Genomic DNA, 23,702 nt, shown 5'->3' with positions numbered 1-23,702 from the left:
GCCTATATGTTTTGTTGTCTCTGTCCAGTTCGCTTCTGGTGAAATGAAAAACGCTTAGCAATTCCGCCCGTTGGCATAGCCATCGACGATGCAGACCGAACCGGGCATTGGCTGGGTCACGCTTCGGCGGATGCTGTAGGATTTGGGAGGTTGTTCGATACGGTTGATCGAGCCTGTGCTGATCATGTCGAAGCTGTCAGGCGTCTGCGCAAAACGCGCCGGTGGCGTCTTTCCCGCAAGCATGGGTGTGAGGATGAGCGAAAGAGCGATGGCAACCATGCCGAACAGAAGAGCGACGTTCAATACGCCGATCCGACGCGATTTTTCTGAATAGGATTGGCGATCCTCGACTGTCTTCCAGAAATCCTCGTTCATATCCCGGCCTCGCTACGCGCCATTTACCAAATCTTCAGCCTATGAATTTGCCAGAGGGTGCTGAACGAAAGGTTAATATCGCCCCGTTTCGAGACGTTTCGGACGGGAAAAGCCCGGGATTATTCATTATGCGTAAATCAAAATATAGCGCGGACCCGACGCGTAGGCCCCGCCGGCAAGCGCCCTCTGGCATGAAGACGGGCGTCCGGCAGAATGTTGGACACCCGCTCGCTGAAAACGTCGACTATTCTTCGATCGTATATTCACCCAATTCGCAGAGGTCCTGCGTGTCGGTGGTCGTGTCGAGATCCGGACTATCCTGAAATTCGAAACGCATATCGTATCTGCAGACCTCGCGACCATCGGCGATCGTAATCCGCATGCTTTCGCCAGGCCCCAGTGTCTGGTTCCCAAACACGTCGCCTTCCCAGCTATTTTCATTCACCGGCGATGTGAAAAAATGGGTGAGAACCGAATTCGTACCGTTCTTCAAGGTGAAGACCAAATCTTCGGCCATGGACGGCGTAGTAACAGCAACTAGGACAGCAGTCGCAAGAAAGGAAAGCTTGAAATAATGCATAATGATCCACCTGCCATGTATTTAAGATGGATTTCTCTTATGCACAAAAATCGCTGTCGGTAAGGGGTTGGTCGTAGGATAGCTTGACCATTTTTGGCCGCACGCGACCTTGCCACATCTAAAATCGAGACAGCCCGCAAACAAAGCCTGCGGGCTGGTTATTATCATTGACCTCGACGTTCTCACGCCTGCTCAAAAATTCCGTGGCAATGTTTGTATTTCTTGCCAGAGCCGCAGGGGCAGGCTTCGTTGCGACCGATCTTGCCCCAAGTAGCGGGGTTGTTGGGGTCGCGCTGCTCTGGTGGCACGAACATGGCAGGGGCGTCTTGCTGGTTGCCTGCAAACTCGTCTTCACCAGTCAGCGGATCGAGATGATGGGCAGTCATTTCCGGCAGCTCGGGCTGCGGGGGGTCGCGAACCAGTTCGACGCGCATCAGCTGAGCCGTTACCGCCTCACGCAGGTTGGCAAGAAGAGCCTGGAACAGCTCGAATGCCTCGGCCTTGTATTCCTGCAACGGATCGCGCTGCGCATAGCCGCGGAAGCCAACGACGGAGCGGAGGTGATCGAGATTGACGATGTGCTCACGCCACAGATGATCGATGGTCTGTAGAATGACGGAACGCTCGACATAAGTCATCACTTCGGGGCCGAAGCGCTCTGTCTTGTCAGCGACGACTTTTTCAGCGGCTTCGGTGACACGCTGAAGAATATCGTCTTCGGCGATGCCCTCTTCCTTCGCCCACTCATCGACCGGCAGATCAAGGTTGAGCGACTGTTCGATGGCAGCCTTAAGACCGACGATATCCCATTGCTCGGCATATGCGTTTTCAGGAACATGCTTGGCGACCAGCGCCTCGATGACCTCGTTGCGCATATCTGCTGCGGTTTCGCCGATATTGTTGGCTTCCATCAGTTCCAGACGCTGGTCGAAAATGACCTTGCGCTGATCGTTCAGCACGTCGTCATACTTCAGAAGGTTCTTACGGGTTTCGAAGTTGCGAGCCTCGACCTTCTTCTGGGCGCGTTCCAGGGCCTTGTTGATCCAAGGATGCACGATCGCTTCGCCTTCCTTGAGGCCAAGCTTCTGCAGCATCGAATCCATACGGTCGGAGCCGAAGATGCGCATCAGATCGTCCTGAAGCGACAGATAGAATTTCGAGCGACCCGGGTCACCCTGACGACCGGAACGGCCACGCAGCTGGTTGTCGATACGACGGCTTTCATGGCGTTCCGTCGCAATGACGAACAGCCCACCGGCAGCAAGTGCCTTTTCCTTCAGGACCTTGATCTCGTCGCGAACGACTTTTTCCGTCGCGCGGCGCTCTTCCTCGTCCTCGATGCCTTCGAGTTCACGCTCCAGACGCATCTCGACGTTACCACCCAGCTGGATGTCGGTACCGCGACCAGCCATGTTGGTGGCGATGGTGACTGCACCCGGTACACCGGCCTGCGAAACGATATAGGCTTCCTGCTCGTGATAACGAGCATTCAGAACCTGGAAGTTCTCAAAGCCCGTCTGGCGCAGCATTGTGGCCAGAAGTTCTGACTTTTCAATCGAGGTCGTACCGACGAGAACCGGCTGGTTACGCTCATGCGCAGCCTTGATCTCTTCAATGATCGCCTTGAACTTTTCTTCGCCGGTCCGGTAGACTTCGTCGTCTTCGTCGATACGCTGGATCGGCAGGTTGGTTGGCACTTCGATGACGTCGAGGCCATAGATGTTGTTGAACTCTTCGGCTTCGGTGGATGCCGTACCGGTCATGCCCGCAAGCTTCTTGTACATGCGGAAATAGTTCTGGAAGGTAACGGAAGACAGCGTCTGGTTTTCCGGTTGAATCTGCACCTTTTCCTTGGCCTCAAGCGCCTGGTGCTGACCTTCGGAATAACGGCGGCCGGGCATCATGCGGCCCGTGAATTCGTCGATGATGACTATCTCACCGTTGCGGACGATGTAGTCCTTGTCGCGCTGGAACAGCTTGTGAGCCTTCAGAGCGTTATTGATGTGGTGAACGATCGCGACATTCTCGACGTCGTATAGCGATTCGCCTTTGAGCAGACCTGCGTCACGCAACAGGTTCTCGAGTTTCTCCGTACCATCCTCAGAAAAGTTGGCCGAGCGCTGCTTCTCGTCGATTTCGTAATCGTCCGGCGTTAGCATCGGAATGAAGGCATCGATCGTGTTGTAAAGATCGGAGCGGTCATCCAGCGGACCGGAGATGATGAGCGGGGTGCGCGCCTCATCCACCAGAATGGAGTCCACTTCGTCGACGATGGCATAGTGATGCCCGCGCTGCACCATCTGTGGCTTGTCATACTTCATGTTGTCGCGAAGATAATCGAAGCCGAGTTCGTTGTTGGTGGCGTAGGTTATGTCGCAGGCATAAGCCTCGCGGCGCTGGTCGTCATCAAGACCATGGACGATGACGCCGGTGGTCAGTCCGAGGAAGCTGTAGAGACGCGCCATGGTCGCCGCGTCGCGCTGGGCCAGATAGTCGTTGACGGTTACGACGTGGACACCTTTGCCTTCGAGCGCATTGAGATAAACCGCCAGCGTTGCAACAAGCGTCTTACCTTCACCCGTCTTCATTTCCGAAATAGCACCGGAGTGAAGAATCATGCCGCCGGTCAGCTGGACATCGAAGGGGCGCATGCCGAGCACACGGCGCGACGCTTCCCGCGCAACGGCAAAAGCCGGAACGAGAATGCTGTCCAGCGTTTTACCTTCGGCAAGCTGCTGGCGGAACTCCACAGTCTTTGCCTTTAGCGCCTCGTCGGAGAGCGCCTTCATCTCTTCTTCCAGCGCACCTATGGCGTTGATATTGCTACGATAGGAGCGGACACGGCGTTCATTTGCCGAACCGAACAACTTGCGGGCTATTCCGCCGAGACTGACCATCTTAGTGGCCCTTTCTGAAATTCCGTTTTTTCCAGGACTTTGAGGTCTGACATCGCAATAAAGCACAAATGACAGACTTGGCCCTGAAACGTATCTGGACGCGAGGTTACGCGACAGATAAGAGGGGGGGCAAATGATGTCAACGGTTCTGCCCGTTACAGAATGGCCACATTCCGGTGTTTGGAAGTTTTTCAGCCGGAAAACCACGTCTGGAGCCGGCATTGTCTCCGAAAGGTTTAATATGTTGCGCTATAATAGAATTGCGGCTGCTGTGATCGTGGCCACCCTTGGTCTTCAGTTTCCCGCTTTCGCGCAGGAAGATGCCGTTGTCGCCAAGGTCGGCGATCTGGAAATCCGCCAGTCCGAACTCGACCTGGCCATGAGCAATCTCGATCCGCAGCTTGCCCAGCTTCCTGACGAGCAGAAGAAAGTCGCGGCCCTCTCCGGCGCTATCGACGTGAAGCTGCTGGTGAAAGATGCGACTGCTGAAGGTCTGGAAAAGACCGACGATTTCAAGAAGCGCCTCGCCTTCATCACCGATCGTGAGCTGCATAACGCCTATTTCCGCAAGCACGTCGTCGACGCCGTCACCGATGCTGAAGTGAAGGCGCGTTACGACAAGGAAGTCGCGGCCCTGCCAAAGGAAGAAGAAGTCAAGGCTGCCCATATTCTGGTTGCGACCGAAGAGGAAGCCAAGGATGTGATCAAGCAGCTGGATGGCGGCAAGGATTTCGCGGCGCTGGCCAAGGAAAAGTCCACTGATTCCAACAAGGATGACGGCGGCGATCTGGGCTGGTTCGGCAAGGGCCGCATGGTTCCTGAATTCGAAGAAGCTGCATTCAAGCTCGAAAAGGGTGCCTACACCAAGGAGCCTGTGAAGTCGCAGTTCGGCTTCCACGTCATCAAGCTGGAAGACAAGCGCGTTGCCCCGCCACCGGCATTCGATCAGGTCGAAGCGCAGGTTCGCCAGCTCGTCATGCGTGACAAGTACGTCGCCCTGATCGAGAAGGCCAAGGCCGAGCAGAAGATCGACATCCCAGACGAGGCGATGCGCAAGGCTTATGAAGAAGCCAGCAAGCAGCAGGCAGAAGCGCCCGCCGAGCCACCTGCACAGCAGTAATCGCATCTCGAAGACATGGGGCGGCGATGAGCCGCCCCGTTTTCATATCCACATCCATCTCTCAATGCAGGTTCCGTCACCATGTCCGCTGCCGTTTCTCCGCTTGCCCCCAAATCATATCCTGACATGCCCGCCCTTGCCGGGGTACGCATGGCCACGGCTGCCGCGGGCATCAAGTACAAGAACCGCACGGACGTTTTGTTGATGGTGTTCGACAAGCCCGCCAGCGTGGCAGGCGTTTTCACGAAATCCAAATGCCCGTCTGCACCGGTGGATTTCTGCCGCGCCAACCTGCCAGGCGGCGTTGCCCGCGCAGTCGTCGTGAATTCGGGTAATGCCAACGCCTTTACCGGCGTCAAAGGCAAAGCCGCGACCGAATTGACCGGAAAATCTGCGGCAGACGCTGTGGGATGCGCAACAAGCGAAGTGTTCCTCGCGTCTACCGGCGTCATCGGCGAACCGCTCGACGCCACCAAATTCGCAGGCGTTTTGGGTCAGATGCATGCCGATGCCACCGGCGATTTCTGGCAGGAAGCAGCCAAGGCGATCATGACCACGGATACCTATCCGAAGGTCGCGACGCGCAAGGCTGATATTGGCGGCGTTACGGTCACCATCAATGGCATCGCCAAGGGTGCCGGGATGATTGCGCCGGATATGGCGACCATGCTTTCCTTCGTCGTGACCGATGCGGATATCGCACCTGACGTGCTCCAGTCGCTTCTTTCCGCGGGCGTCGGCCGGACATTCAACTCCGTCACCGTCGACAGCGATACGTCCACCTCTGATACGCTGATGCTGTTTGCAACCGGCGCTGCCGCAGACGCAGGACAGGCACGCGTGGAGAGCGCAGACGATGCCCGCCTCGGCAGCTTCCGCGAGGCGCTGAACGATCTCTTGAAGGATCTTGCGCTTCAGGTTGTCCGGGATGGCGAAGGCGCGCGCAAGATGGTGGAAATCACCGTCACCGGCGCCGAGAACAATGGCGCTGCCAAGACAATCGCGCTGTCGATCGCCAACTCCCCGCTGGTCAAGACCGCCGTGGCCGGTGAAGACGCCAATTGGGGCCGCGTTGTGATGGCTGTCGGCAAGTCGGGCGAAATGGCCGATCGCGATCGTCTGGCGATCTGGTTCGGCAATGTGCGCGTGGCCGTCAATGGCGAACGCGACCCTGCCTATTCCGAAGCCGATGCCAGCGCGGTGATGAAGCAGGAAGATATCACGGTGAAGGTCGACATCGGCCTCGGCAACGGGCAGGCAACCGTCTGGACCTGTGATCTCACCAAGGAATATGTCGAGATCAACGGCGATTACCGGAGCTGATCGGTGGGGTCTTTCGAAATGGGTAATCCTGCCGTCAATCTTCCGCTGGTGCGGCGGCTGGAAGCTGTCAGCTTCCGGGCCTGGCCAGCGTCCTCCGTCGTCTATGATGGTAGCTGGCAGATCAGACTGACGGGGTCGCATCCGTCCAAGCGCATCAATTGCGTCGTGCCGCTTGATCCTTCGGACTACGCCAATTGCGCCCTGCGCCTCGAAAAGGCACGCAAACGGTTCGAAGATTTCGGTCGCCCGCTGATCGTTCGCGAAACGACACTGATGCCGCCTCAACTGCGGGAACATCTGATCGCCGATGGCTGGAGCGTCTTCGAACAAGTCGACGTCATGACGGCGGACATTGCCAATGCCGAACTGCCCGAGACCGTTGCGCATATCCCCAGTCATGATATCGGTCGCTTCGTCGAGGCCAGCCTGAAGATCAGCGGGGAAGATACATCCTTGCGATCCGCCATCGCTGAAATCGTCAGCTCGATCAAGCCGACACTCGGTCTTTTCACCAAGGAAGAGATCGAAGGCGAACCGCAGGCGACAGTGATCTGCGTTCAGGACAATGATCTGGCGGGCATTCTGTCGCTGGATGTCGCGCTCAATCTCAGGCGTCAGGGCACCGGTACGCAAATTCTGACTTCCGCACTTCGCTGGGCACGCATCAGTGGCGCGAAAACAGCGTGGCTTCAGGTGGTCTCTACCAATCGCCCGGCCATTGCGCTCTATGAAAAATTCGGTTTTTCCACAGCCTATACCTATCGCTACTGGCGCAAGGATGCCGCCTAATGGCCGAGATTGGTAGGAAGATACTTCTGGTGGCCGCCTGCGCACTCGTTGATACGGACGGTCGCATCCTTCTGGCCCAGCGACCGGAGGGCAAGTCACTGGCTGGCCTGTGGGAGTTCCCAGGCGGCAAGGTCGAGGCAGGAGAAACACCTGAGGAAACCCTGATCCGCGAACTCGAGGAAGAGCTTGGCATCAGGACCAAGGTCGCATGTCTTGCACCGCTGACCTTTGCCAGCCATAGCTATGAAAGCTTTCACCTGCTGATGCCGCTATATGTCTGCCGCCGTTACGAAGGTATTCCGCGCGGCGCGGAGGGACAGGCCATCAAATGGGTCAAGCCGCAGGCGCTGCGGGACTACCCGATGCCGCCTGCCGATGAACCGCTCATCCCCTACCTTCAAGACCTTCTGTAAAAACCTCCTGCAAACGGGCAGACCATGAAACCCTCGGAGCTTGCCGCCTATCTCTTCCTTGCCGTGGCTTGGGGGCTTTCCTTTCTGCTCGTTTTGCACGCGGTGGCCGCCTTCGGCTGGGTCGGCGCCGTCACCTTGCGCTGTTTCATTGCCAGCCTCGCACTGCTGGCCGTTGCCCGGCTGTCCGGACGCAAGCTCGATTTCAGCGCAGGCTGGCGGGCCTTTGCCGTTGTGGGCGCCACCACGGTTGCCGGACAGCTGATCGGGCTCTCCTTTGCGACCCCCATCATCGGCACGGCCATGGCGGCCATTATCGTGGCCAGCATTCCCTTGTTTTCCATGCTGATCGGCCAATTGTGGGGGCTCGAGAAAATAACCCTGCAAAGCATGTTCGGCATGGTGCTGGGCTTCGGCGGCATCGTTATTCTGGTCGGTTTTCCCGCCGTTCCCGTCACGAACGGTTTCATACTGGGCTGCGCTGCGTGCCTGTTCGGGTGCATCTGCGCCGCATTCGGGAGCAATTACGCCAGCCGATATCTCAAAGGGTCAGGCGCATGGGAAATCACCATAGGCTCCTTTCTGGCAGGTGGGCTGCTGACACTGCCACTTCTCTTCGTCATTCCGATACCGCGTATGCCTGACATCTTCGACGTCGCTTACCTCTTCGGCCTCGCCATCTTCATGAGCGCGCTGACCTACATCACCTATTTCCGGCTGGTCTCCCTGATCGGGGCGACGAAGACGATCAGCGTGGAATTCGTGGTGACGATCATCGCGGTCATTGTGGGTGCGGTGGTGCTGGACGAGCCACTCTCTGCCATCCAGCTTTTGGGCGCGGGTGTCATTATCCTGGGTTGTGCATTGGTTCTGGGACTTTATCCAAGGCGAAAAAATGCGTTGATATTGCCTTGACGCTAACTGACGCGTAAATGCTGTGGCAAACACGGTTAATTTACTGCATCCCCACTCTCAACATTGCTAATGTTTCGATGTATGATTGAAACAGTGTGAAACTTCACCGGACGACAATCCGGTGATCATCGGTTGTCGCAGAAAATCGCCGTGCCTTATTCAACGCGCTGCTTTGGGCAACTATATTGTCATGGAAGATGTGACAGAGACGGTATAAGGCAGGCATGGCAAGCGATCCCAACGATCCAGATATGCGAGACAGCCGTTTCGCGTTGCTGCTGGCAAAGACCGTGTCCGATCGTCCGGCAGCGGACAGCAGCATTCGTGTCGGTCGCGCAGGACGCGAGTTCTGCGTTTACCCTGCCCAGCTAGGTTATGAGCTGCAGGAAGAGCTGGATTTCCTTTCCAACCGGGTGATGGAACCCAATATTTTCTTCACTGGAAAGCTTCTGGCGCCCGCAATGCCGCGTGTGGACGAAAAATCCGTCCGCTTTGCCCTGATGCGCGACGAAAACGGAGCGCGCAGCCGCATGCGTTTTCTCATGCCCTTCACCGTGGAAAAGCCGGGCTTTTCCGTGGGTCCTTCGATTTTGAGAGCATGGGCCAATCCGTTTGGTCCTCTCGGCACACCGTTGGTGGATTCGGAAGGTGCTGCCGAGACCATAGACAATCTACTCGATGCGCTTTCCCAGCCAGAGCTGCGCCTGCCGGACATTCTGGTTCTGCCGCAGTTGCGCCTCAACGGCGCTTTCGTGCGCATGATCAAGGCGATCGCGCTTAGCCGCAACCTGCCGCTTGCCACCGCCGAGCCACACGGACGCATGATGTTGGAAAGCAAGGTCGATGCCACCCTCTATCTTCAACAGACGCTGTCGCCGCAACAATTGCAGACATTGCAAAGCCACTGGAAGCAGCTCGAGGCGACCGGAGCCGGAACTCTTTCGCACGATATCGCCAGACAGCCGCAGGACATAAGGCTGCGCACGGAAGAGTTTCTGGCGCTGGAAGCCAGCGGTTCGAAAGGCCGCAAGCGTTCGGCACTGGTCAGCGACAGATATCGGGCGGCCTTCGCCCGTGAGGCCATCACCAATCTGGCCGAGATAGACGCAGTGCGCATCCACACGCTCAATCTCGATGGAGTCGCGATCGCCTCTGCGGTCGTCTTCATGACGATGGGTGAGGCTTATGTCTGGAAGTTGGCTGTCAATGAGACGCACCAGCGTCATGCGGTTGACAAGCTCCTGCTGCAACGGCTCACGGAATGGCATCTGGATGACGCCAATATTTTGCGCACGGACAGCTGCGGGGCCGATGAAGACGGCGCGCTGGACGGTTTCTGGGCTGAAAAAGCAGCGATGGGAACTCTGGTGATCGGGCTGACGCAAAACAGCGACCGCGATGTGCGGCAGGTCGCAGCGCAGGTCCACATGTATCGCAACACCCGCAATCTCGCAAAAGTGCTGCGCGAACGCATTATGTCCATTGGCCGCAAGAATAGCGGTGCATAACCACGGGCATGGAAAAGGGGCGCGAACGCCCCTTTTTACATTCTGATTTCTTTAACGAGACGCGGTGCGGATCATTTTGCACAGCTGCGTCAAAGCAGCATCGTAGCCGCCGCCCAGAATATCCACGCAACGCTTCGACAACCTTACCTGCTGAGACCGGGACATGTTGTTATAGGAGATGATGGCATCTCGCACGGCTCCCGGAGGCGTCGCGCCGGGGCTGATCGGCCCGCTGGGTGTGCCCGGCGTGCCTATGCCAACATTCACGCCGACACCGGTGGAACGTCCCAGCCCGCCATTCGCCGTGGCGTTTACATTGCCGACGGACGCGTTGACATCGGCATTCACGCCGCTCCTGCCGCCAACACTGGCACTGGTATTGGCGTTGATGCCGCCCGCGCCGCCCACCGAGGCATTGACGTCGGCACCCAGCCCCCCGCCGCTTCGACCACCGATATCTGCACCGGCGTTGACACCGCCGCTTCCTCCCACGGAAGCGCTGGCACTAACGCCGCCGCTATCATTTCCGCCAACGCTGGCGCTCACTCCGCCCACGCTCACATCCAGAGCATGGGCGTTTAATGGAAGAACAAGACAGGCGGTCACTAACAAGGTAGACGTTAAGTTCCTCATGATTTTTTCCTCCTCCTTGTGGGCATGTTGACATTGACTGTAATCTAACCCACTGGGAGAAATAATATATAAGCATTCACTGTAATTTAGAAGACTAATAATTAGCGATAACTAATATTTCTTCTCCGACTCCGTCCGAGATGACCCGTTCCGGGACTGCCAAGGGCCACCGTCATCGCACCGCATCTCTCCTGGTAAAACAATTCCCTTTTCGTGAAAGCCTTGGCAAGATTGATCCCGGCGCTACCAAAGCCGAATAAAACATTGCTGTCGCGCCTTTGGATTCTCGTGGACACTGGGCTTGCCGAAGCCTTACACTGCACCCCGTGGCCTTACCCATGCCCGTTCCATTTCCGGAGTTATCCATGCCGCTCACCTCGCTCTCCCGTCGCTCCCTCATCAAGACCGCAGCCCTGCTGGCGGCGTCGACCACCTTGGTGAGACCGGGCTCAGCATGGGCGGCAGAAGGGGGTGGACGTCTTGTCGTGGCGGCAGACTCCGAGCCGAAGAATCTCAATCCGGCTATCGTCGCGTCAAATGGCGTCTTCTACATTTCCAGCAAGATCGTGGAGCCACTTGCCGAGGCGTCGTACAAGGGCGAAAACGGGCTGGAGCCGCGACTTGCGACGTCATGGGAAGGGTCTGCCGATGGGCTCAGCGCAACATTCAAGCTGCGTGAAGGCGTCACGTGGCATGATGGCAAGCCGTTCACTTCGGCCGATGTCGCCTTTTCCGCCCTCTCGGTCTGGAAACCTCTCCAGAATCTGGGCCGCCTCATCTTCGCCAATCTGGAGACGGTCGATACGCCAGATGAGCATACCGCCATCTTCCGCTTTTCAAAGCCGACGCCTTTCCAGCTTCTGCGCAATGCGCTGCCGGTGGTGACAAGCGTCATTCCCAAACATCTTTACGAAGGCACCGATATTGCCACCAACCCGGCCAACACAAAACCCGTCGGCACAGGGCCCTTCGTCTTTGCAGAATACAAACCCGGCGAATATTACCGCCTGACGCGTAACGATACGTACTGGGCCAAGGACGCGCCCAAGCTTGAGGAGATTGTCTACCGCGTGCTACCTGACCGCGCCGGTGCGGCCTCCGCGCTAGAAGCCGAGGAGATACAGCTGGCAGCCTTTTCCGCTGTTCCACTATCCGATCTTGCCCGCATCGCCAAGGAACCCGGCCTCAAGGTCATCACGGATGGTTATGAAGCGCTCACCTACCAGCTCGTCGTCGAAATCAATCATCGCCGCAAGGAGCTGTCGGACATCAAGGTCCGCAGGGCCATTGCCCACGCCATCGACAAGAAGCTCGTGGTCGATACCGTCTTTCTCGGTTACGCCAAGGCATCGACAGGTCCGGTGCCGAAAAACGCACCGCAATTCTACACGCCCGAAGTCGAAATCTATGATTTCAACGTCGATAAGGCCAATGCTCTTCTGGATGAGGCCGGTTACAAGCGCGATGCCAAAGGCACCCGTTTTTCCCTGAAGCTGCTGCCCGCCCCCTATTTCAACGAGACCAAACAGTTCGGAGCTTATCTGCGTCAGGCTCTGGCCGAAATCGGCATCGATGCTGAACTCGTCAATAATGATGCCGCCGCCCACCAGAAGGCAGTCTATACCGACCACGCCTTCGACCTGGCCGTTGCACCCCCGGTTTTTCGCGGCGATCCCGCCATTTCCACAACCATTCTCGTCAAATCCGGCACCCCTGCGGGCGTCGGCTTTTCCAATCAGGGTGGCTACGAAAACAAGCAGCTGGACGCTTTGATCGACAAAGCTGCCGAAACGATCGATGAAAAGGCGCGTACCGAGCTTTACAAGCAATTCCAGCAAGAGGTGACACAGGACCTGCCGCTCATCAATGTCGCGGAATGGGGTTTTATCACCGTGGCGCGCGATACCGTCCAGAACGTTGCCAGCAATCCGCGCTGGGCCGTTTCCAACTGGGCAGACACGGTCTTGCAGGCATAGCGGTGAAAGGTGCGACACGGATCATCGGTCGTCGTCTCCTGAGCGCCATCCCCGTGCTGGCCATCGTTCTTCTTCTGACCTTCCTGCTGCTCGAATACGCCTCGGGCGATGCCGTCGATGCCTATCTCGTCTCCATTGGTGGCGGCGATGCGGCCCTGCGGGAGACGCTCCGAAGCCAGTATGGACTGGACCAGTCGATGCTGGCGCGGCTCTGGCTCTATCTCTCCTCGGTTGCCCGACTGGACCTGGGCTGGTCCGTCACCTTCGACCGCCCGGTCCTATCGCTCATTCTGGAACGTCTTCCCAACACCCTACTTTTGATGGGCAGCGCCACCGCGCTGTCTTTTGCGCTGGGCTCCACACTCGGAATCATCGCCGGGGCAAAACCCGGCAGCCTGCGCGACCGGGGTCTGTCGACACTGTCGCTCGCGCTCTACGCCATGCCCGGCTTCTGGCTGGGGCTTGTGCTGGTCATCGCGTTTTCCGTCAAGCTGCGCTGGTTCCCCACATCGGGCATCGAAACGATTGCTTCCGGCAAGCATGGGCTGGAGCGCGCATTCGACATAGCCAGACATCTCATCCTTCCCGTCGCCAGTCTCGGTTTCATCTATCTGGCGCTGTTCCTGCGGGTCATGCGCAGCGCCATGGCGGACATCTGGCGGTTGGATTTCGTGGCTTTTGCCCGTTCGAAAGGTCTGTCGCAGCAAAGAATCGTGCTTCGGCACGTCGCCCGCAACGCGGCGCTCTCGCTTGTCACCGTTCTCGGCCTTCAATCGGCTGCCATGCTGGGCGGTAGCGTCATTGTCGAAAGCGTGTTCGCCGTGCCCGGTTTCGGTCGTCTGGCGCAGGAAGCCGTAAGCGGACGCGACACCCCGCTTTTGATGGGTATCATTCTGACCAGTGCCGTCTTCGTCATCCTCGTCAACCTCGTGGTCGATCTTCTTTACGGGGCGCTTGATCCACGGGTCGGCGCGCGCGGGGGTAGGTCATGAAAATGCTGCGAGATATTCCACGCAGCGGCGAGGGCATTCTCGGTCTGCTCATTCTCATCGCCATTGCAGGTGCCGGTCTCCTCGCCCCCTGGATTTTCCTGAAGGATCCGCTGTCGATTGTCGCTCAGCCGCTCATCGCGCCCTTCACCAACCCGGCATATCCGCTGGGCACAGACACTCTTGGTCGCGATGTCGCCGCAGGGCTGCTCCACGGCGCACGCATATCCTTGACCGTCGGCATCAGTGCCGCCGCCGCTGCCCTCTTCATCGGCACAGTCATGGGAACCCTTGCCGGTTTTGCCGGTGGCCTCATCGATGAGGCCTTGATGCGGGTCACCGATGCATTCCAGATCGTCCCCAGCTTCCTTCTCGCTCTCGCCTTTGTCAGCACCATCGGCGCATCCACGCCCATCGTGGTTCTGGCCATTGCGCTCAGCGCCTGGGCCGATCCGGCCCGATTGACAAGGGCACAGGTATTGTCGATCCGTGAAAGGGACTACGTTGCGTCCGCCAGAGCCATCGGCATGCATCCGCTGGAGATCGCGTTGAGACAGATCCTGCCGAACGCCCTTCCGCCGGTTCTGGCGCTTGCCGCCATCATCGTCGCCGCCGCCATCCTCACCGAAGCAGCACTTTCCTTTCTGGGGCTCGGCGATCCCAATGTCGTCACCTGGGGCTCGATGATTGCGGAAGGACGTAACGTCCTGCGTTCCGCCGCCTATCTCTCCATCATTCCTGGCCTGGGTCTGCTGATCACGGTTCTGGGCGTCTATCTTCTTGCCGAAGGCATCAACAAGGCGCTCGCCAGACAGGTGGCGCGACCATGAGTCAGTCGCCGCTCTGCACGATCCAGAACCTGACAGTATCTTATCCGGGGGCGTCCAGACCCGCCTTACAGGACCTGTCTCTGTCCTTTCAGCCCAAAAGAAAGCTCGCCATCATCGGCGAAAGCGGCTCCGGGAAAAGCACGTTTGCAAAAGCGCTGGCGGGTCTTTTACCGCAAAGATCGACCTTGTCGGGAACCGTTTCGTGGTCCAACGCCGTGCCGCGACCGGGGCGTGACATCGGCTACGTCTTTCAGGATCCCGGCGCCAGCCTCAACCCGGTTCTGACCATTGGCGAGCAGGTGGCCGAAGGTGCCGTTCGACATCTGGCCCTGTCCTGGCAACAGGGATTTGCGCGCGCCCGCGATCTGTTGGATGAGGTGCAATTGCCCCACCCCAGCGGGTTGTTGAAAGCATATCCGCACCAGCTTTCCGGCGGCCAGCGGCAGCGTGTGGCCATTGCTGCCGCCATCGCCGCCAATCCCGGCATTCTGATTGCCGATGAAGCGACAAGTGCGCTCGACACCATTACCCAGGCCGCGATCGCGCAACTGCTAAACCGTCTGGTCGAGCAAAATGGCATGACGCTGATTTTCATCACTCACGACATCGCGCTCGCCTCCCGACTGGCGGACGATATTGCCGTGTTGAAATCAGGTCGTCTGGTGGAAACCGGCCCCGCCTCCACCATCCTGTCTCATCCGAAGGATGCCTATACCAACAGTCTGCTCGGTGCGCATCTCGATTTGACGACCCCACCGCTGATCAGGAGCAATCCCTGATGGCAGCGCTGTTGTCCGTGGAAGCACTGAGCAAAACCTACAGGTCGGGAACCCGGGAAACCAGTGCCGTGCGCGATGTGTCCTTTTCCATAGGGATGGGAGAGACGCTGGGTCTCGCCGGCCCGTCCGGCTGTGGAAAATCCACGCTGGCCCGCCTCGTCATGCGTTTGATCGAACCCGATGCGGGCAAGGTCATCTTCCGTGGTGAAGACTGGCTGGACCTGTCGGGCAGTCAGCTTCGCCACGCGCGGCGTCACATGCAGATGGTGTTTCAGGATACGCACGCCGCCTTCAACCCACGTTCCACGGTCGAAACCGCCATAGCCGAGCCTTTACGCATCCACCACATCGTTGCACGGCAGGCGCGTGACGCGGAGATTGGCCAGTTGCTGGAAAGGGTCGGTCTTTCCCCGACATTTGCAGGCCGCCCTGTCCTCGAACTGTCAGGCGGACAGCGCCAGCGGGTGGCCATTGCCCGGGCACTGGCAACCCGGCCATCGCTTCTGGTCATGGACGAGGCCGTATCCGCCCTCGATGTTTCGGTGCGTGCCCAGATTCTTGAGTTGCTGGTTTCGATTCAGCAGGAAACCGGACTTGCCTGCCTTTTCGTTTCGCACGACATTGCCGTCATTCGCGCCGTCTGCCACCGTGTCGCCATCATGGAGGCCGGGGAGATCGTGGAGTATGGCGAAACGAAGCGCGTCGTTTCCGCCCCGCAATCCGATACCGCCCGGCGTCTGATTGCAGCCGTACCGAGATTGTCGACCGACAGGGAGCACGACCATGCCCAACCGTGACTGGAGCCATCTTCTGGACATCCCCACCTTCCCTGCGGATCGATATGCTTCCGTAGCGGAGCGGCTGGGCGCGTTGATGGGCACGAGGAACGACGTGCTGCTGATACAGGCCGAGGCTGTGGTCGCGCTGGAAGCGGTGGCGACAAGCCTTGCCCGGCCGGGGCTTAGCGCCCTCAACATCGTTACCAGCCCCTATGGCACTTGGTTCGGCAACTGGCTGCAACGTGGCGGATCCGACGTCGTTAATCTCACGGCAGAAGCAGGCCGCCCTGTCGACGCGCAGGCGGTCCAGGCTGCGCTCGATGCAAATCCAGGCGTCACCGTACTTGCCCTTGTGCATGCCGAGTCGGCCAGCGGCATCCTCAACCCGCTGGAGGACATCGTCACACTCGCCAGAGCGCGTGGCATCCTCACCATCGTCGATGCGGTGGCGTCAATCGGCGGGCACGCGCTTGCCGTGGATCGGCTGGGCATCGACATCGCGGTCATCGGACCACAAAAATCCCTTGGCGGCCCGGCAGGCCTGTCCGCGCTATCCATCAGCCCGAAGGCATGGCGGCATCTGCAACGTGATACAGCACCTCGCAGCTCCATACTGTCGTTGATGGACCAGAAAGAACAATGGTTGGACACCGGTCGTCTCGCCTTGCCCGGAACACCATCGCCACTGGAGTTCTTTGCCCTGCAGGCCGCACTCGACCGGATAGAAGCGGAAAGCATGGAGCAGGTGGTGAAGCGACACGATCTGGCAAAGCGTGCGACCCGTTCCGGCCTCTCGGCGCTCGGCGCGCAATTGTGGGTAGAGGACCATGCCGCTTCTGCCCTGGTGACCACCGCCGTGCTCCCATCCTCAATCGATCGCGACACCTTTCTGTCTCGACGCGTTATCGCCGGTGCAGATCTGAGCCCCGGCGTCGGTCCTGGAACCGAACGGCTGATACGCCTCAATCACACCGGGCCACGCGCAAATGAAGAGTCAGTCCTGGCAAATCTGACCGCTTACAGCCGCGCTCTCGATGCCGCCGATCAACCCAATGATCTCGATCAGGGACTACGCGCGGTCGTGGAGATTTACCGCGTTCCAAAAAGCTGATGACGGCGACGATTCCAGAGCGAAGAATGAAACTTTGTATATTAGCCATTCAGGAGAATGAAATGTCGCGAGTCATCCACTGATATAACAGACTAATTCCATCGGCAATCTTGACGAAATCGTGGCAACGCGCAAAACTTTACACCTTGTTAAAGTTTGTGACGAAGAGGAACGGAAAATGGTTGCTGGCTTCAATATGCTTTCCTTCGACCTGTTCGGACTTGGTCGCAAGGCCCAGGAAGACAAGTTGAGCCGCGAGCGCGGCTCCAACCCAGAGCAGAAGGTCAAGGACGAGTCGGAACAGCATGATCGTGATCAGGAACACGAGCTGTTTTTCTGGTCGCTCTATCCGGTGATTTAGAACGCTTCGCTGGATAGATAAGGTCGTGGGTTCTACCCTGCCGGGCATCTCCCCTGTGAGAGGGGATGCCCGTGAGAAGGAAGGGGTAAGCCACACCTGACATCACGTGCCGTTGGTGTGACCCACCCCATTCACCTCACAACTTTACCCATCCACCATTCTGCTTCGAGGAGGCAATGCATGCCTCGACAAAGGCGACGCCTTTGACGCCATCGTCGATGGTCGGATAGATCACGGCCTTGTCCAGTTCCGTGCCGTTGCGCCGTGCATCGATGGCGTTAGCGGCTTCGGTGTAGATGGTCGCGAAAGCTTCGAGGTAACCTTCCGGGTGACCGGATGGAATGCGGCTGACGCGGGCAGCGGCTGCACCGGCACCGGCTCCGCCACGGGTGATCAACTGCTTCGGCTCGCCCAGCTTTGTGAACCAAAGATAGTTCGGGTCCGCTTGCGTCCACTCGATGCCAGCCTTGGTGCCGTAAATGCGAACCTTCAGGCCGTTCTCATTGCCCACAGCCACCTGGCTGCACCACAGCAGACCCTTGGCAGGCGCTTTGCCGTCCTTGGGCTTGAAGCGCAACATGACGTGGGCGTTATCATCAAGACGGCGACCGTCCACGAATGTGTGCACATCCGCTGCCAGCTCATCGGCTTCGAGGCCGGAAATGAAGCAGCCGAGATTGTAGGCGTGGGTGCCGATATCGCCGGTTGATCCACCGGCACCGGATTGCGCCGGGTCCGTGCGCCACACCGCCTGCTTGGCACCGGTCTGCTCCACGGGTTCCGCCAGCCAGTCCTGCGGATATTCCATCTGCACGAGCCTGATATCGCCCAGCGCGCCGCTTTCCACCAGCTCACGCGCATGGCGCGCCATCGGGTATCCGGTGTAATTATGCGTCAGAACGAAGAGCGCATCGGACTTGTCGGCCACGGCCTTCAGTTTCTTGGCGTCCTCCAGATTGGAGGTCAGCGGCTTGTCGCAGATGACGTGGATGCCCCGTTCCAGAAAGGCCTTTGCCGCCGGGTAGTGCACATGGTTGGGCGTGACGATGGCGACGGCTTCGATGCCATCCTCGCGTGCCGCTTCCTTTTCCGCCATCTCCTCGAAGGAGCCGTAGCAACGGTCTTCATCCAGCCCAAGCTCCAGGCCGGAGGCCTTGGATTTTTCAGGGGTGGAGGACAAGGCGCCCGCCACCAGTTCGAAGCGGTTATCCAGCCGTGCCGCCATGCGGTGCACGCCGCCGATGAAGGCGCCTGCGCCGCCACCCACCATTCCAAGGCGGATGCGTTTGCTCGCCTTGTCGGTCGTCTTTCCTTCAATAGCCATGAATTATCCTCGAATACTCTCTTAAAGGCCCAGCATGCGGCGATTGGCGGCATCATCAGTGCCGCCAGAGGCGAAGTCGTCAAACGCCTTTTCGGTGACGCGAATGATGTGCGCCTTGACAAATTCGGAGCCTTCCGCTGCACCGTCTTCCGGGTGCTTCAACGCGCATTCCCACTCGACCACGGCCCAGCCGTCGAAATCATTGGCGGCCATTTTCGAGAAGACCGCGCCGAAATCCACCTGCCCATCGCCGAGCGAACGGAAGCGTCCGGCCCGTTCGACCCAACCCTGATAACCGCCGTAAACACCCTGACGGCCCGTCGGGTTGAACTCGGCGTCCTTGACGTGGAACATCTTGATGCGGTCTTTGTAGATGTCGATATTGTCGAGATAATCCAGGCATTGCAGCACATAATGCGAGGGATCGTAGAGCATGTTGGCGCGTTTGTGGTTCTTCACGCGCTCCAGGAACATCTCGAAGGTCACGCCATCATGCAGGTCTTCACCGGGATGAATCTCGTAGCAAACATCAACGCCCTGCTCGTCGGCATAATCGAGGATCGGCGTCCAGCGCTTGGCAAGCTCATCGAAAGCCGTTTCCACAAGACCGGCAGGGCGCTGCGGCCATGGGTAGATAAAGGGCCACGCCAGCGCGCCGGAGAAGGTGGCATGGGCATTGATGCCCAGATTGCGCGATGCCTTCAGCGCAAGCTTGACCTGCTCCACGGCCCATTGCTGGCGTGCCTTGGGGTTGCCACGCACTTCGGGTGCGGCAAAGCCGTCAAAGGCTTCGTCATAGGCCGGGTGAACCGCTACCAGCTGGCCCTGCAAGTGAGTGGAAAGCTCGGTGACCTCAACGCCGTTCTGACGTGCGACACCGGCAAATTCGTCGCAATAATCCTTGGATTCCGCCGCTTTTTTCAGGTCGATCAACTGTCCGGCCCATGTGGGCACCTGCACACCGAGATAACCCTTATCAGCCGCCCATTTGGTGATGCCATCCCACGTGTTGAACGGCGCGGCATCGCCTGCGAACTGTCCGAGAAAAATCCCCGGTCCTTTGATTGTCTTCATGAACTGATCCTCCTGCATCGATACAGTTAGGCGGTTTGAGCCTCCACCCGCCACCGGTGCTCAAGCTAACGGCTGATAATTTTCGTGCAACCCTCAATCATCATTGCGGCATGAGAATCTGCATTTTGACCTCTCCGGCAGGGGCCGATGCGGCCAGATCGAAGGCCTTGATGCTGTCTTCGAAATCAAACGTACGGGTAATCAGCGGCGCGACATCGATGGCACCGGATGCCAGCATGTCGACGCAGCGGCCAAACACATTGGCATAACGGAAGACATGTTCGACACGCGCTTCGCGAATTTGCGCGGCCACCACATCATAGGCCACAAGTTTGGTCGGCATGCCCACGAAGACCACGGTGCCCGCGGGCCGCAGTGGTTCGAACACATGGGTAATGGCGGCTTCGGCACCGGAGCATTCGAAAATCACGTCCGCGCCCCAACCGTCTGTCGATTTCAGCACTTGTTCGGCCAGATTGTGCTCGCGCACATTGACCGTTTCCACAGGTCCAAGACCGCGCGCCATATCCAGCTTCACCGGATCGACATCGGAGACGATTACACGGGCGCAACCGGCGGCGAGCGCGGCCAGCACGGTGACGAGACCGATCGGACCAGCGCCAATGACGACGGCGATATCGCCCGGTTTGACCTTGGCCTGAGTTGCCGCCTGCACGCCCACAGCCAGCGGCTCCACCATCGCGCCTGCGGCAAAGGAGACATTGTCAGGCAGCTTGAACGTATAGGCTGCGGGATGGACGACAGATGCCCGCAATACACCGTGAATGGGCGGCGTTGCCCAAAAACGGACGGCAGGATCGAGATTGTAATGGCCGATGCGGCTTGCGCGGCTGATCGGGTCGGGAATACCCGGCTCCATGCAGACACGATCCCCCACCGACAGGTTGGTCACGGCAGAGCCAACTTCGGTTACGGTGCCGGACGCCTCATGGCCGAGAATCATCGGCTCGCGCACGACAAAATTGCCGATGGCGCCGTGTGTGTAATAATGCACGTCGCTGCCGCAAATGCCTACGGTGTGAATGGCGATGCGGACATCGTGCGGACCAACCTGCTCATCGATTGGAAACGGGCGCAGAGACAGCTTGCCCAACTCTTCCAGAACGAGTGCGCGCTCCTCACCCGGCTTTGTCTGTGATTGCATGACCTTCTCCTCATTTCGTATCAGCAACTGCTTGGGTAACAAAATCGCGAAATGGAGAAAAGAAGCAAGGCGCAAAAGCAACTTTTCAGGAGTGAGCCGGTTTGCCAGTGGAATCCACCGGAGGAGAATGACACATGTTACTGACACGACGCGCCATCATGGCGGCAACAGCGGCCACCGCCGCCGCATCTGCCCTGTCCGCGCCCTCGATCGCGCGGGCCGCCCTGCCCCTTAAGCAACCGGCGCTGCCCTTCGCCGAAGATGCGCTTGCCCCGCATATTTCCGCCAAAACCGTCAGCCTTCATTACGGCAAACATCACAAGGCCTATTTCGACAAGCTGAACACGCTGGCAAAGGGCACCCCCTACGCGGATATGGAGCTTGAAGAAATCGTAAAGGCCTCCGCTGGCAAGACTGCCGACAAGAAGATTTTCAACAACGCCGCACAGGCCTGGAATCACGTCGTCTATTGGGAACAATTCACGCCCGGTGGCCCCAACCGCCCGGAAGGCAAGGCCGCCGAAGAACTGAATGCTGCTTTTGGCGACTATAACAAATTTATCGAAAAGGCCGTTGCCACATCAGACGAAGTTTTCGGAACGGGCTGGGTCTGGCTGACCCGCGATGACGCCAACAAGCTCGCGCTTGTGGGTTATGAGGATGCCAACAACCCGGTGGCCGTCGGCAGGCCCGCCTATCTCGGCATCGATATCTGGGAACATGCCTATTACGTCGATTACGAAAACCGTAAGCCGGAGCACATCAAGGTCGTCCTGGAAAATCTCGTCAACTGGCGCGTCGTCGGAGACAAGATTTCCGCGGCTTGACCCCGCCTTCAACGCCCGCCATTGTGGAAGCGCCCCCGGTTACCGAGGGCGCTTTTGTCGTACTATTGCGCCGCTGCACAAAAATGCGGTCATAAATCGCTAATTTGCTAGACAAAGTTTCTAAGCATTCCGCCTAAATTAGTATCAAAATCGCGGGAAGTTGAACATTTGGTCAAAAATGACTTGAATCGTTTCAGTTGCCCGCTTGAGTATGTGCAAAGTTTCTTATAACCACGTTGCATCGGTAGTCGCGGAATAAGCGAGCCGGATACAAAAATTGGGAGCTCTTTGATGAGATACAAACTTGGCCTAATCGCTGCAGCCTTGCTTTCGGCGACGTGCTTTGCACCTGCCGCTGCAAGCGCAAAAACCTTCGTATATTGCTCTGAAGGTTCCCCGGAAGGTTTCGACCCGGGCCTTTATACCGCCGGCACCACATTCGATGCTTCGGCCCACACCGTTTACAGCCGCCTGCTGGAATTCGAACCCGGCACCACCAAGCCTGTTGCTGGCCTGGCCGAAAGCTGGGAAGTTTCCGAGAACGGCACCGTCTACACATTCAAGCTGCGCAAGGGCGTAAAGTTCCAGACGACCGAGTTCTTCACGCCAACGCGTGAATTGAACGCCGACGACGTCGTCTTCTCCATCGAGCGCCAGATCAAGACCGACAATCCATGGCACCAGTATGTACCGGGCACGTCCTGGGAATATGCCGAAGGCATGGGCTTCCCCAAGCTGATCAAGTCGGTCGAAAAGGTCGACGACATGACGGTCAAGTTCACGTTGAACCGCCCGGAAGCACCGTTCCTCGCCAACCTCGCCATGCCGTTCGCTTCGATCATGTCGAAGGAATACACCGATAAGCTGGCCGCTGAAGGCAAGCAGGCACAGTTGAACCAGATGCCTGTCGGCACCGGTCCCTTCGCCTTCGTCGGTTACCAGCAGGATGCCGTCATCCGCTTCAAGGCGAACAAGGAATATTGGGGCGGCGCACCGAAGATCGACGATCTCGTTTTCGCCATCACCACAGATGCCGCCGTTCGTTTCCAGAAGCTAAAGGCTGGCGAATGCCACCTGATGCCTTACCCGAACGCTGCCGACGTCAAGTCGATGAAGGAAGACAAGACCCTGACGGTTCTGGAGCAGGAAGGCCTCAACGTTGCCTACCTCGCCTACAACACGACGCAGGCTCCTTTCGACAAGCCTGAAGTCCGCAAGGCGCTGAACAAGGCGATCAACAAGAAGGCCATTGTCGATGCCGTGTTCCAGGGCATGGCAACACCTGCCAAGAACCCTCTGCCGCCAACCATGTGGTCGTACAACGACAAGGTCGAAGACGACACATACGATCTGGAAGCAGCCAAGAAGATGCTGACAGACGCAAGCGTCAAGGACCTGTCGATGAAGGTCTGGGCGATGCCCGTTTCGCGTCCTTACATGCTCAACGCCCGCCGCGCTGCCGAAGTCATCCAGGATGATTTCGCCAAGATCGGCGTGAAGGTCGAGATCGTTTCCTACGAATGGGCCGAATATCTCGACCGTTCGAAGGCAAAGGACCGTGACGGCGCCGTGTTCCTCGGCTGGACCGGCGACAATGGTGACCCGGACAACTTCCTCGACACGCTGCTCGGCTGCGATGCCGTTGGTGGCAACAACCGTGCTCAGTGGTGCGACAAGGACTTCGACGCTCTTGTAAAGAAGGCCAAGATCACCACCGATCAGGCTGAGCGCACCAAGCTCTACGAAGAAGCACAGGTCGTCTTCAAGAAGCAGGCACCTTGGGCCACCATCGACCACTCCCTGTCCGTCGTTCCGATGCGCAAGGAAGTCACTGGCTTCGTCCAGAGCCCGCTGGGTGACTTCACGTTCGAAAACGTGGATATTGCCGAGTAACAGTTCTACGCATACAAAAATGCCGCGCGCCTTGTTCCAAGGCG

At 58.3% G+C, this 23,702-nt stretch carries 22 protein-coding genes; 15 read left to right on the top strand and 7 right to left on the bottom strand.

Going from position 1 to position 23,702, the window contains the following annotated elements; all coding sequences use genetic code 11:
* Nucleotides 1-54 precede the first annotated feature (54 nt).
* The 3 genes from ASF29_RS02235 to secA form a co-directional block, all read right to left on the bottom strand.
* Entirely contained in the window at nt 55-375 is a 321-nt protein-coding gene (locus ASF29_RS02235; RefSeq protein ID WP_062448117.1) for a hypothetical protein, read from the bottom strand.
* Nucleotides 376-619: 244 nt separating this feature from the next.
* The gene (locus ASF29_RS02230; RefSeq protein ID WP_062448115.1) at nt 620-955 is read right to left on the bottom strand and encodes a hypothetical protein; all 336 of its coding nucleotides are present in this window, start codon (nt 953-955) and stop codon (nt 620-622) included.
* A gap of 182 nt (nt 956-1,137) precedes the next feature.
* Nucleotides 1,138-3,852 carry a preprotein translocase subunit SecA gene (gene secA / locus ASF29_RS02225; RefSeq protein ID WP_062448113.1) on the bottom strand — a complete coding sequence of 905 codons (2,715 nt, stop codon included), beginning with the start codon at nt 3,850-3,852 and terminating at the stop codon, nt 1,138-1,140.
* A gap of 241 nt (nt 3,853-4,093) precedes the next feature.
* On the opposite strand from secA, the gene ASF29_RS02220 reads away from it, so the two are divergent.
* The 6 genes from ASF29_RS02220 to ASF29_RS02195 all read left to right on the top strand — a co-directional run bounded on the left by ASF29_RS02220 (nt 4,094) and on the right by ASF29_RS02195 (nt 9,917).
* Entirely contained in the window at nt 4,094-4,972 is an 879-nt protein-coding gene (locus tag ASF29_RS02220) for a peptidylprolyl isomerase (RefSeq protein ID WP_062448635.1), read from the top strand.
* A gap of 81 nt (nt 4,973-5,053) precedes the next feature.
* On the top strand, nt 5,054-6,295 hold the full coding sequence (gene argJ / locus ASF29_RS02215; protein ID WP_062448112.1) for a bifunctional glutamate N-acetyltransferase/amino-acid acetyltransferase ArgJ: 1,242 nt from the start codon (nt 5,054-5,056) through the stop codon (nt 6,293-6,295).
* A gap of 18 nt (nt 6,296-6,313) precedes the next feature.
* Nucleotides 6,314-7,084 (top strand): GNAT family N-acetyltransferase, encoded by a 771-nt coding sequence (locus tag ASF29_RS02210; protein ID WP_062448109.1) that lies wholly within the window; start codon nt 6,314-6,316, stop codon nt 7,082-7,084.
* Entirely contained in the window at nt 7,084-7,497 is a 414-nt protein-coding gene (gene mutT, locus ASF29_RS02205) for an 8-oxo-dGTP diphosphatase MutT (protein ID WP_062448108.1), read from the top strand. The genes ASF29_RS02210 and mutT overlap by 1 nt, the downstream gene beginning before the upstream one ends.
* Before the next feature lie 24 nt (nt 7,498-7,521).
* Nucleotides 7,522-8,409, top strand: coding sequence for a DMT family transporter (locus tag ASF29_RS02200; RefSeq protein WP_062448106.1), 888 nt, complete (start codon nt 7,522-7,524; stop codon nt 8,407-8,409).
* Between the two features lie 224 nt (nt 8,410-8,633).
* The gene (locus tag ASF29_RS02195) at nt 8,634-9,917 is read left to right on the top strand and encodes a GNAT family N-acetyltransferase (protein ID WP_062448104.1); all 1,284 of its coding nucleotides are present in this window, start codon (nt 8,634-8,636) and stop codon (nt 9,915-9,917) included.
* Between the two features lie 51 nt (nt 9,918-9,968).
* Here the strand turns inward: ASF29_RS02195 and ASF29_RS02190 are convergent, their stop codons facing one another.
* Nucleotides 9,969-10,550 (bottom strand): hypothetical protein, encoded by a 582-nt coding sequence (locus ASF29_RS02190; protein ID WP_062448102.1) that lies wholly within the window; start codon nt 10,548-10,550, stop codon nt 9,969-9,971.
* Between the two features lie 365 nt (nt 10,551-10,915).
* On the opposite strand from ASF29_RS02190, the gene ASF29_RS02185 reads away from it, so the two are divergent.
* The 7 genes from ASF29_RS02185 to ASF29_RS02155 all read left to right on the top strand — a co-directional run bounded on the left by ASF29_RS02185 (nt 10,916) and on the right by ASF29_RS02155 (nt 17,375).
* On the top strand, nt 10,916-12,526 hold the full coding sequence (locus ASF29_RS02185; RefSeq protein WP_062448099.1) for an ABC transporter substrate-binding protein: 1,611 nt from the start codon (nt 10,916-10,918) through the stop codon (nt 12,524-12,526).
* Nucleotides 12,527-12,528: 2 nt separating this feature from the next.
* Entirely contained in the window at nt 12,529-13,518 is a 990-nt protein-coding gene (locus tag ASF29_RS02180; protein ID WP_062448098.1) for an ABC transporter permease, read from the top strand.
* Entirely contained in the window at nt 13,515-14,345 is an 831-nt protein-coding gene (locus ASF29_RS02175) for an ABC transporter permease (protein WP_062448096.1), read from the top strand. Before ASF29_RS02180 ends, ASF29_RS02175 begins: the two co-directional genes overlap by 4 nt.
* Nucleotides 14,342-15,124: an ABC transporter ATP-binding protein gene (locus ASF29_RS02170; RefSeq protein ID WP_062448093.1), complete on the top strand. Its 783-nt coding sequence runs from the start codon at nt 14,342-14,344 to the stop codon at nt 15,122-15,124. The genes ASF29_RS02175 and ASF29_RS02170 overlap by 4 nt, the downstream gene beginning before the upstream one ends.
* A complete protein-coding gene (locus ASF29_RS02165; protein ID WP_156462497.1) occupies nt 15,121-15,921 on the top strand; it encodes an ATP-binding cassette domain-containing protein in 801 nt (266 codons plus the stop codon). The genes ASF29_RS02170 and ASF29_RS02165 overlap by 4 nt, the downstream gene beginning before the upstream one ends.
* A complete protein-coding gene (locus tag ASF29_RS02160; RefSeq protein WP_062448090.1) occupies nt 15,908-17,014 on the top strand; it encodes an aminotransferase class V-fold PLP-dependent enzyme in 1,107 nt (368 codons plus the stop codon). The genes ASF29_RS02165 and ASF29_RS02160 overlap by 14 nt, the downstream gene beginning before the upstream one ends.
* A gap of 178 nt (nt 17,015-17,192) precedes the next feature.
* Nucleotides 17,193-17,375 carry a hypothetical protein gene (locus tag ASF29_RS02155; RefSeq protein ID WP_062448089.1) on the top strand — a complete coding sequence of 61 codons (183 nt, stop codon included), beginning with the start codon at nt 17,193-17,195 and terminating at the stop codon, nt 17,373-17,375.
* Nucleotides 17,376-17,511: 136 nt separating this feature from the next.
* Here ASF29_RS02155 and ASF29_RS02150 read toward each other — a convergent pair whose 3' ends face one another.
* The 3 genes from ASF29_RS02150 to ASF29_RS02140 form a co-directional block, all read right to left on the bottom strand.
* Nucleotides 17,512-18,699 carry a Gfo/Idh/MocA family oxidoreductase gene (locus ASF29_RS02150; protein WP_062448087.1) on the bottom strand — a complete coding sequence of 396 codons (1,188 nt, stop codon included), beginning with the start codon at nt 18,697-18,699 and terminating at the stop codon, nt 17,512-17,514.
* Between the two features lie 21 nt (nt 18,700-18,720).
* Nucleotides 18,721-19,773 (bottom strand): sugar phosphate isomerase/epimerase, encoded by a 1,053-nt coding sequence (locus ASF29_RS02145; RefSeq protein ID WP_062448633.1) that lies wholly within the window; start codon nt 19,771-19,773, stop codon nt 18,721-18,723.
* Nucleotides 19,774-19,873: 100 nt separating this feature from the next.
* Nucleotides 19,874-20,938, bottom strand: a complete 1,065-nt coding sequence (locus ASF29_RS02140; protein WP_062448632.1) for an NAD(P)-dependent alcohol dehydrogenase — start codon at nt 20,936-20,938, stop codon at nt 19,874-19,876.
* A gap of 134 nt (nt 20,939-21,072) precedes the next feature.
* Between ASF29_RS02140 and ASF29_RS02135 the strand changes: the two genes are divergently transcribed.
* On the top strand, nt 21,073-21,765 hold the full coding sequence (locus tag ASF29_RS02135) for a superoxide dismutase (protein ID WP_062448086.1): 693 nt from the start codon (nt 21,073-21,075) through the stop codon (nt 21,763-21,765).
* 291 nt (nt 21,766-22,056) lie between these two features.
* Nucleotides 22,057-23,658 carry an ABC transporter substrate-binding protein gene (locus ASF29_RS02130; RefSeq protein ID WP_062448084.1) on the top strand — a complete coding sequence of 534 codons (1,602 nt, stop codon included), beginning with the start codon at nt 22,057-22,059 and terminating at the stop codon, nt 23,656-23,658.
* The last annotated feature ends 44 nt before the right edge of the window (nt 23,659-23,702 follow it).

The sequence above is a fragment of the Rhizobium sp. Leaf262 genome, from assembly GCF_001422245.1.
Classification (GTDB): Bacteria; Pseudomonadota; Alphaproteobacteria; order Rhizobiales; family Rhizobiaceae; genus Agrobacterium.
This window is presented reverse-complemented; position numbering and strand designations above follow the sequence as displayed.

Coding starts and splice junctions, on each gene's coding strand:
- ASF29_RS02235 (WP_062448117.1), bottom strand. CDS start 375: ATGAACGAGGATTTCTGGAAGACAGTCGAGGATCGCCAATCCTATTCA.
- ASF29_RS02230 (WP_062448115.1), bottom strand. CDS start 955: ATGCATTATTTCAAGCTTTCCTTTCTTGCGACTGCTGTCCTAGTTGCT.
- secA (WP_062448113.1), bottom strand. CDS start 3,852: ATGGTCAGTCTCGGCGGAATAGCCCGCAAGTTGTTCGGTTCGGCAAAT.
- ASF29_RS02220 (WP_062448635.1), top strand. CDS start 4,094: ATGTTGCGCTATAATAGAATTGCGGCTGCTGTGATCGTGGCCACCCTT.
- argJ (WP_062448112.1), top strand. CDS start 5,054: ATGTCCGCTGCCGTTTCTCCGCTTGCCCCCAAATCATATCCTGACATG.
- ASF29_RS02210 (WP_062448109.1), top strand. CDS start 6,314: ATGGGTAATCCTGCCGTCAATCTTCCGCTGGTGCGGCGGCTGGAAGCT.
- mutT (WP_062448108.1), top strand. CDS start 7,084: ATGGCCGAGATTGGTAGGAAGATACTTCTGGTGGCCGCCTGCGCACTC.
- ASF29_RS02200 (WP_062448106.1), top strand. CDS start 7,522: ATGAAACCCTCGGAGCTTGCCGCCTATCTCTTCCTTGCCGTGGCTTGG.
- ASF29_RS02195 (WP_062448104.1), top strand. CDS start 8,634: ATGGCAAGCGATCCCAACGATCCAGATATGCGAGACAGCCGTTTCGCG.
- ASF29_RS02190 (WP_062448102.1), bottom strand. CDS start 10,550: ATGAGGAACTTAACGTCTACCTTGTTAGTGACCGCCTGTCTTGTTCTT.
- ASF29_RS02185 (WP_062448099.1), top strand. CDS start 10,916: ATGCCGCTCACCTCGCTCTCCCGTCGCTCCCTCATCAAGACCGCAGCC.
- ASF29_RS02175 (WP_062448096.1), top strand. CDS start 13,515: ATGAAAATGCTGCGAGATATTCCACGCAGCGGCGAGGGCATTCTCGGT.
- ASF29_RS02170 (WP_062448093.1), top strand. CDS start 14,342: ATGAGTCAGTCGCCGCTCTGCACGATCCAGAACCTGACAGTATCTTAT.
- ASF29_RS02160 (WP_062448090.1), top strand. CDS start 15,908: ATGCCCAACCGTGACTGGAGCCATCTTCTGGACATCCCCACCTTCCCT.
- ASF29_RS02155 (WP_062448089.1), top strand. CDS start 17,193: ATGGTTGCTGGCTTCAATATGCTTTCCTTCGACCTGTTCGGACTTGGT.
- ASF29_RS02150 (WP_062448087.1), bottom strand. CDS start 18,699: ATGGCTATTGAAGGAAAGACGACCGACAAGGCGAGCAAACGCATCCGC.
- ASF29_RS02145 (WP_062448633.1), bottom strand. CDS start 19,773: ATGAAGACAATCAAAGGACCGGGGATTTTTCTCGGACAGTTCGCAGGC.
- ASF29_RS02140 (WP_062448632.1), bottom strand. CDS start 20,938: ATGCAATCACAGACAAAGCCGGGTGAGGAGCGCGCACTCGTTCTGGAA.
- ASF29_RS02135 (WP_062448086.1), top strand. CDS start 21,073: ATGTTACTGACACGACGCGCCATCATGGCGGCAACAGCGGCCACCGCC.
- ASF29_RS02130 (WP_062448084.1), top strand. CDS start 22,057: ATGAGATACAAACTTGGCCTAATCGCTGCAGCCTTGCTTTCGGCGACG.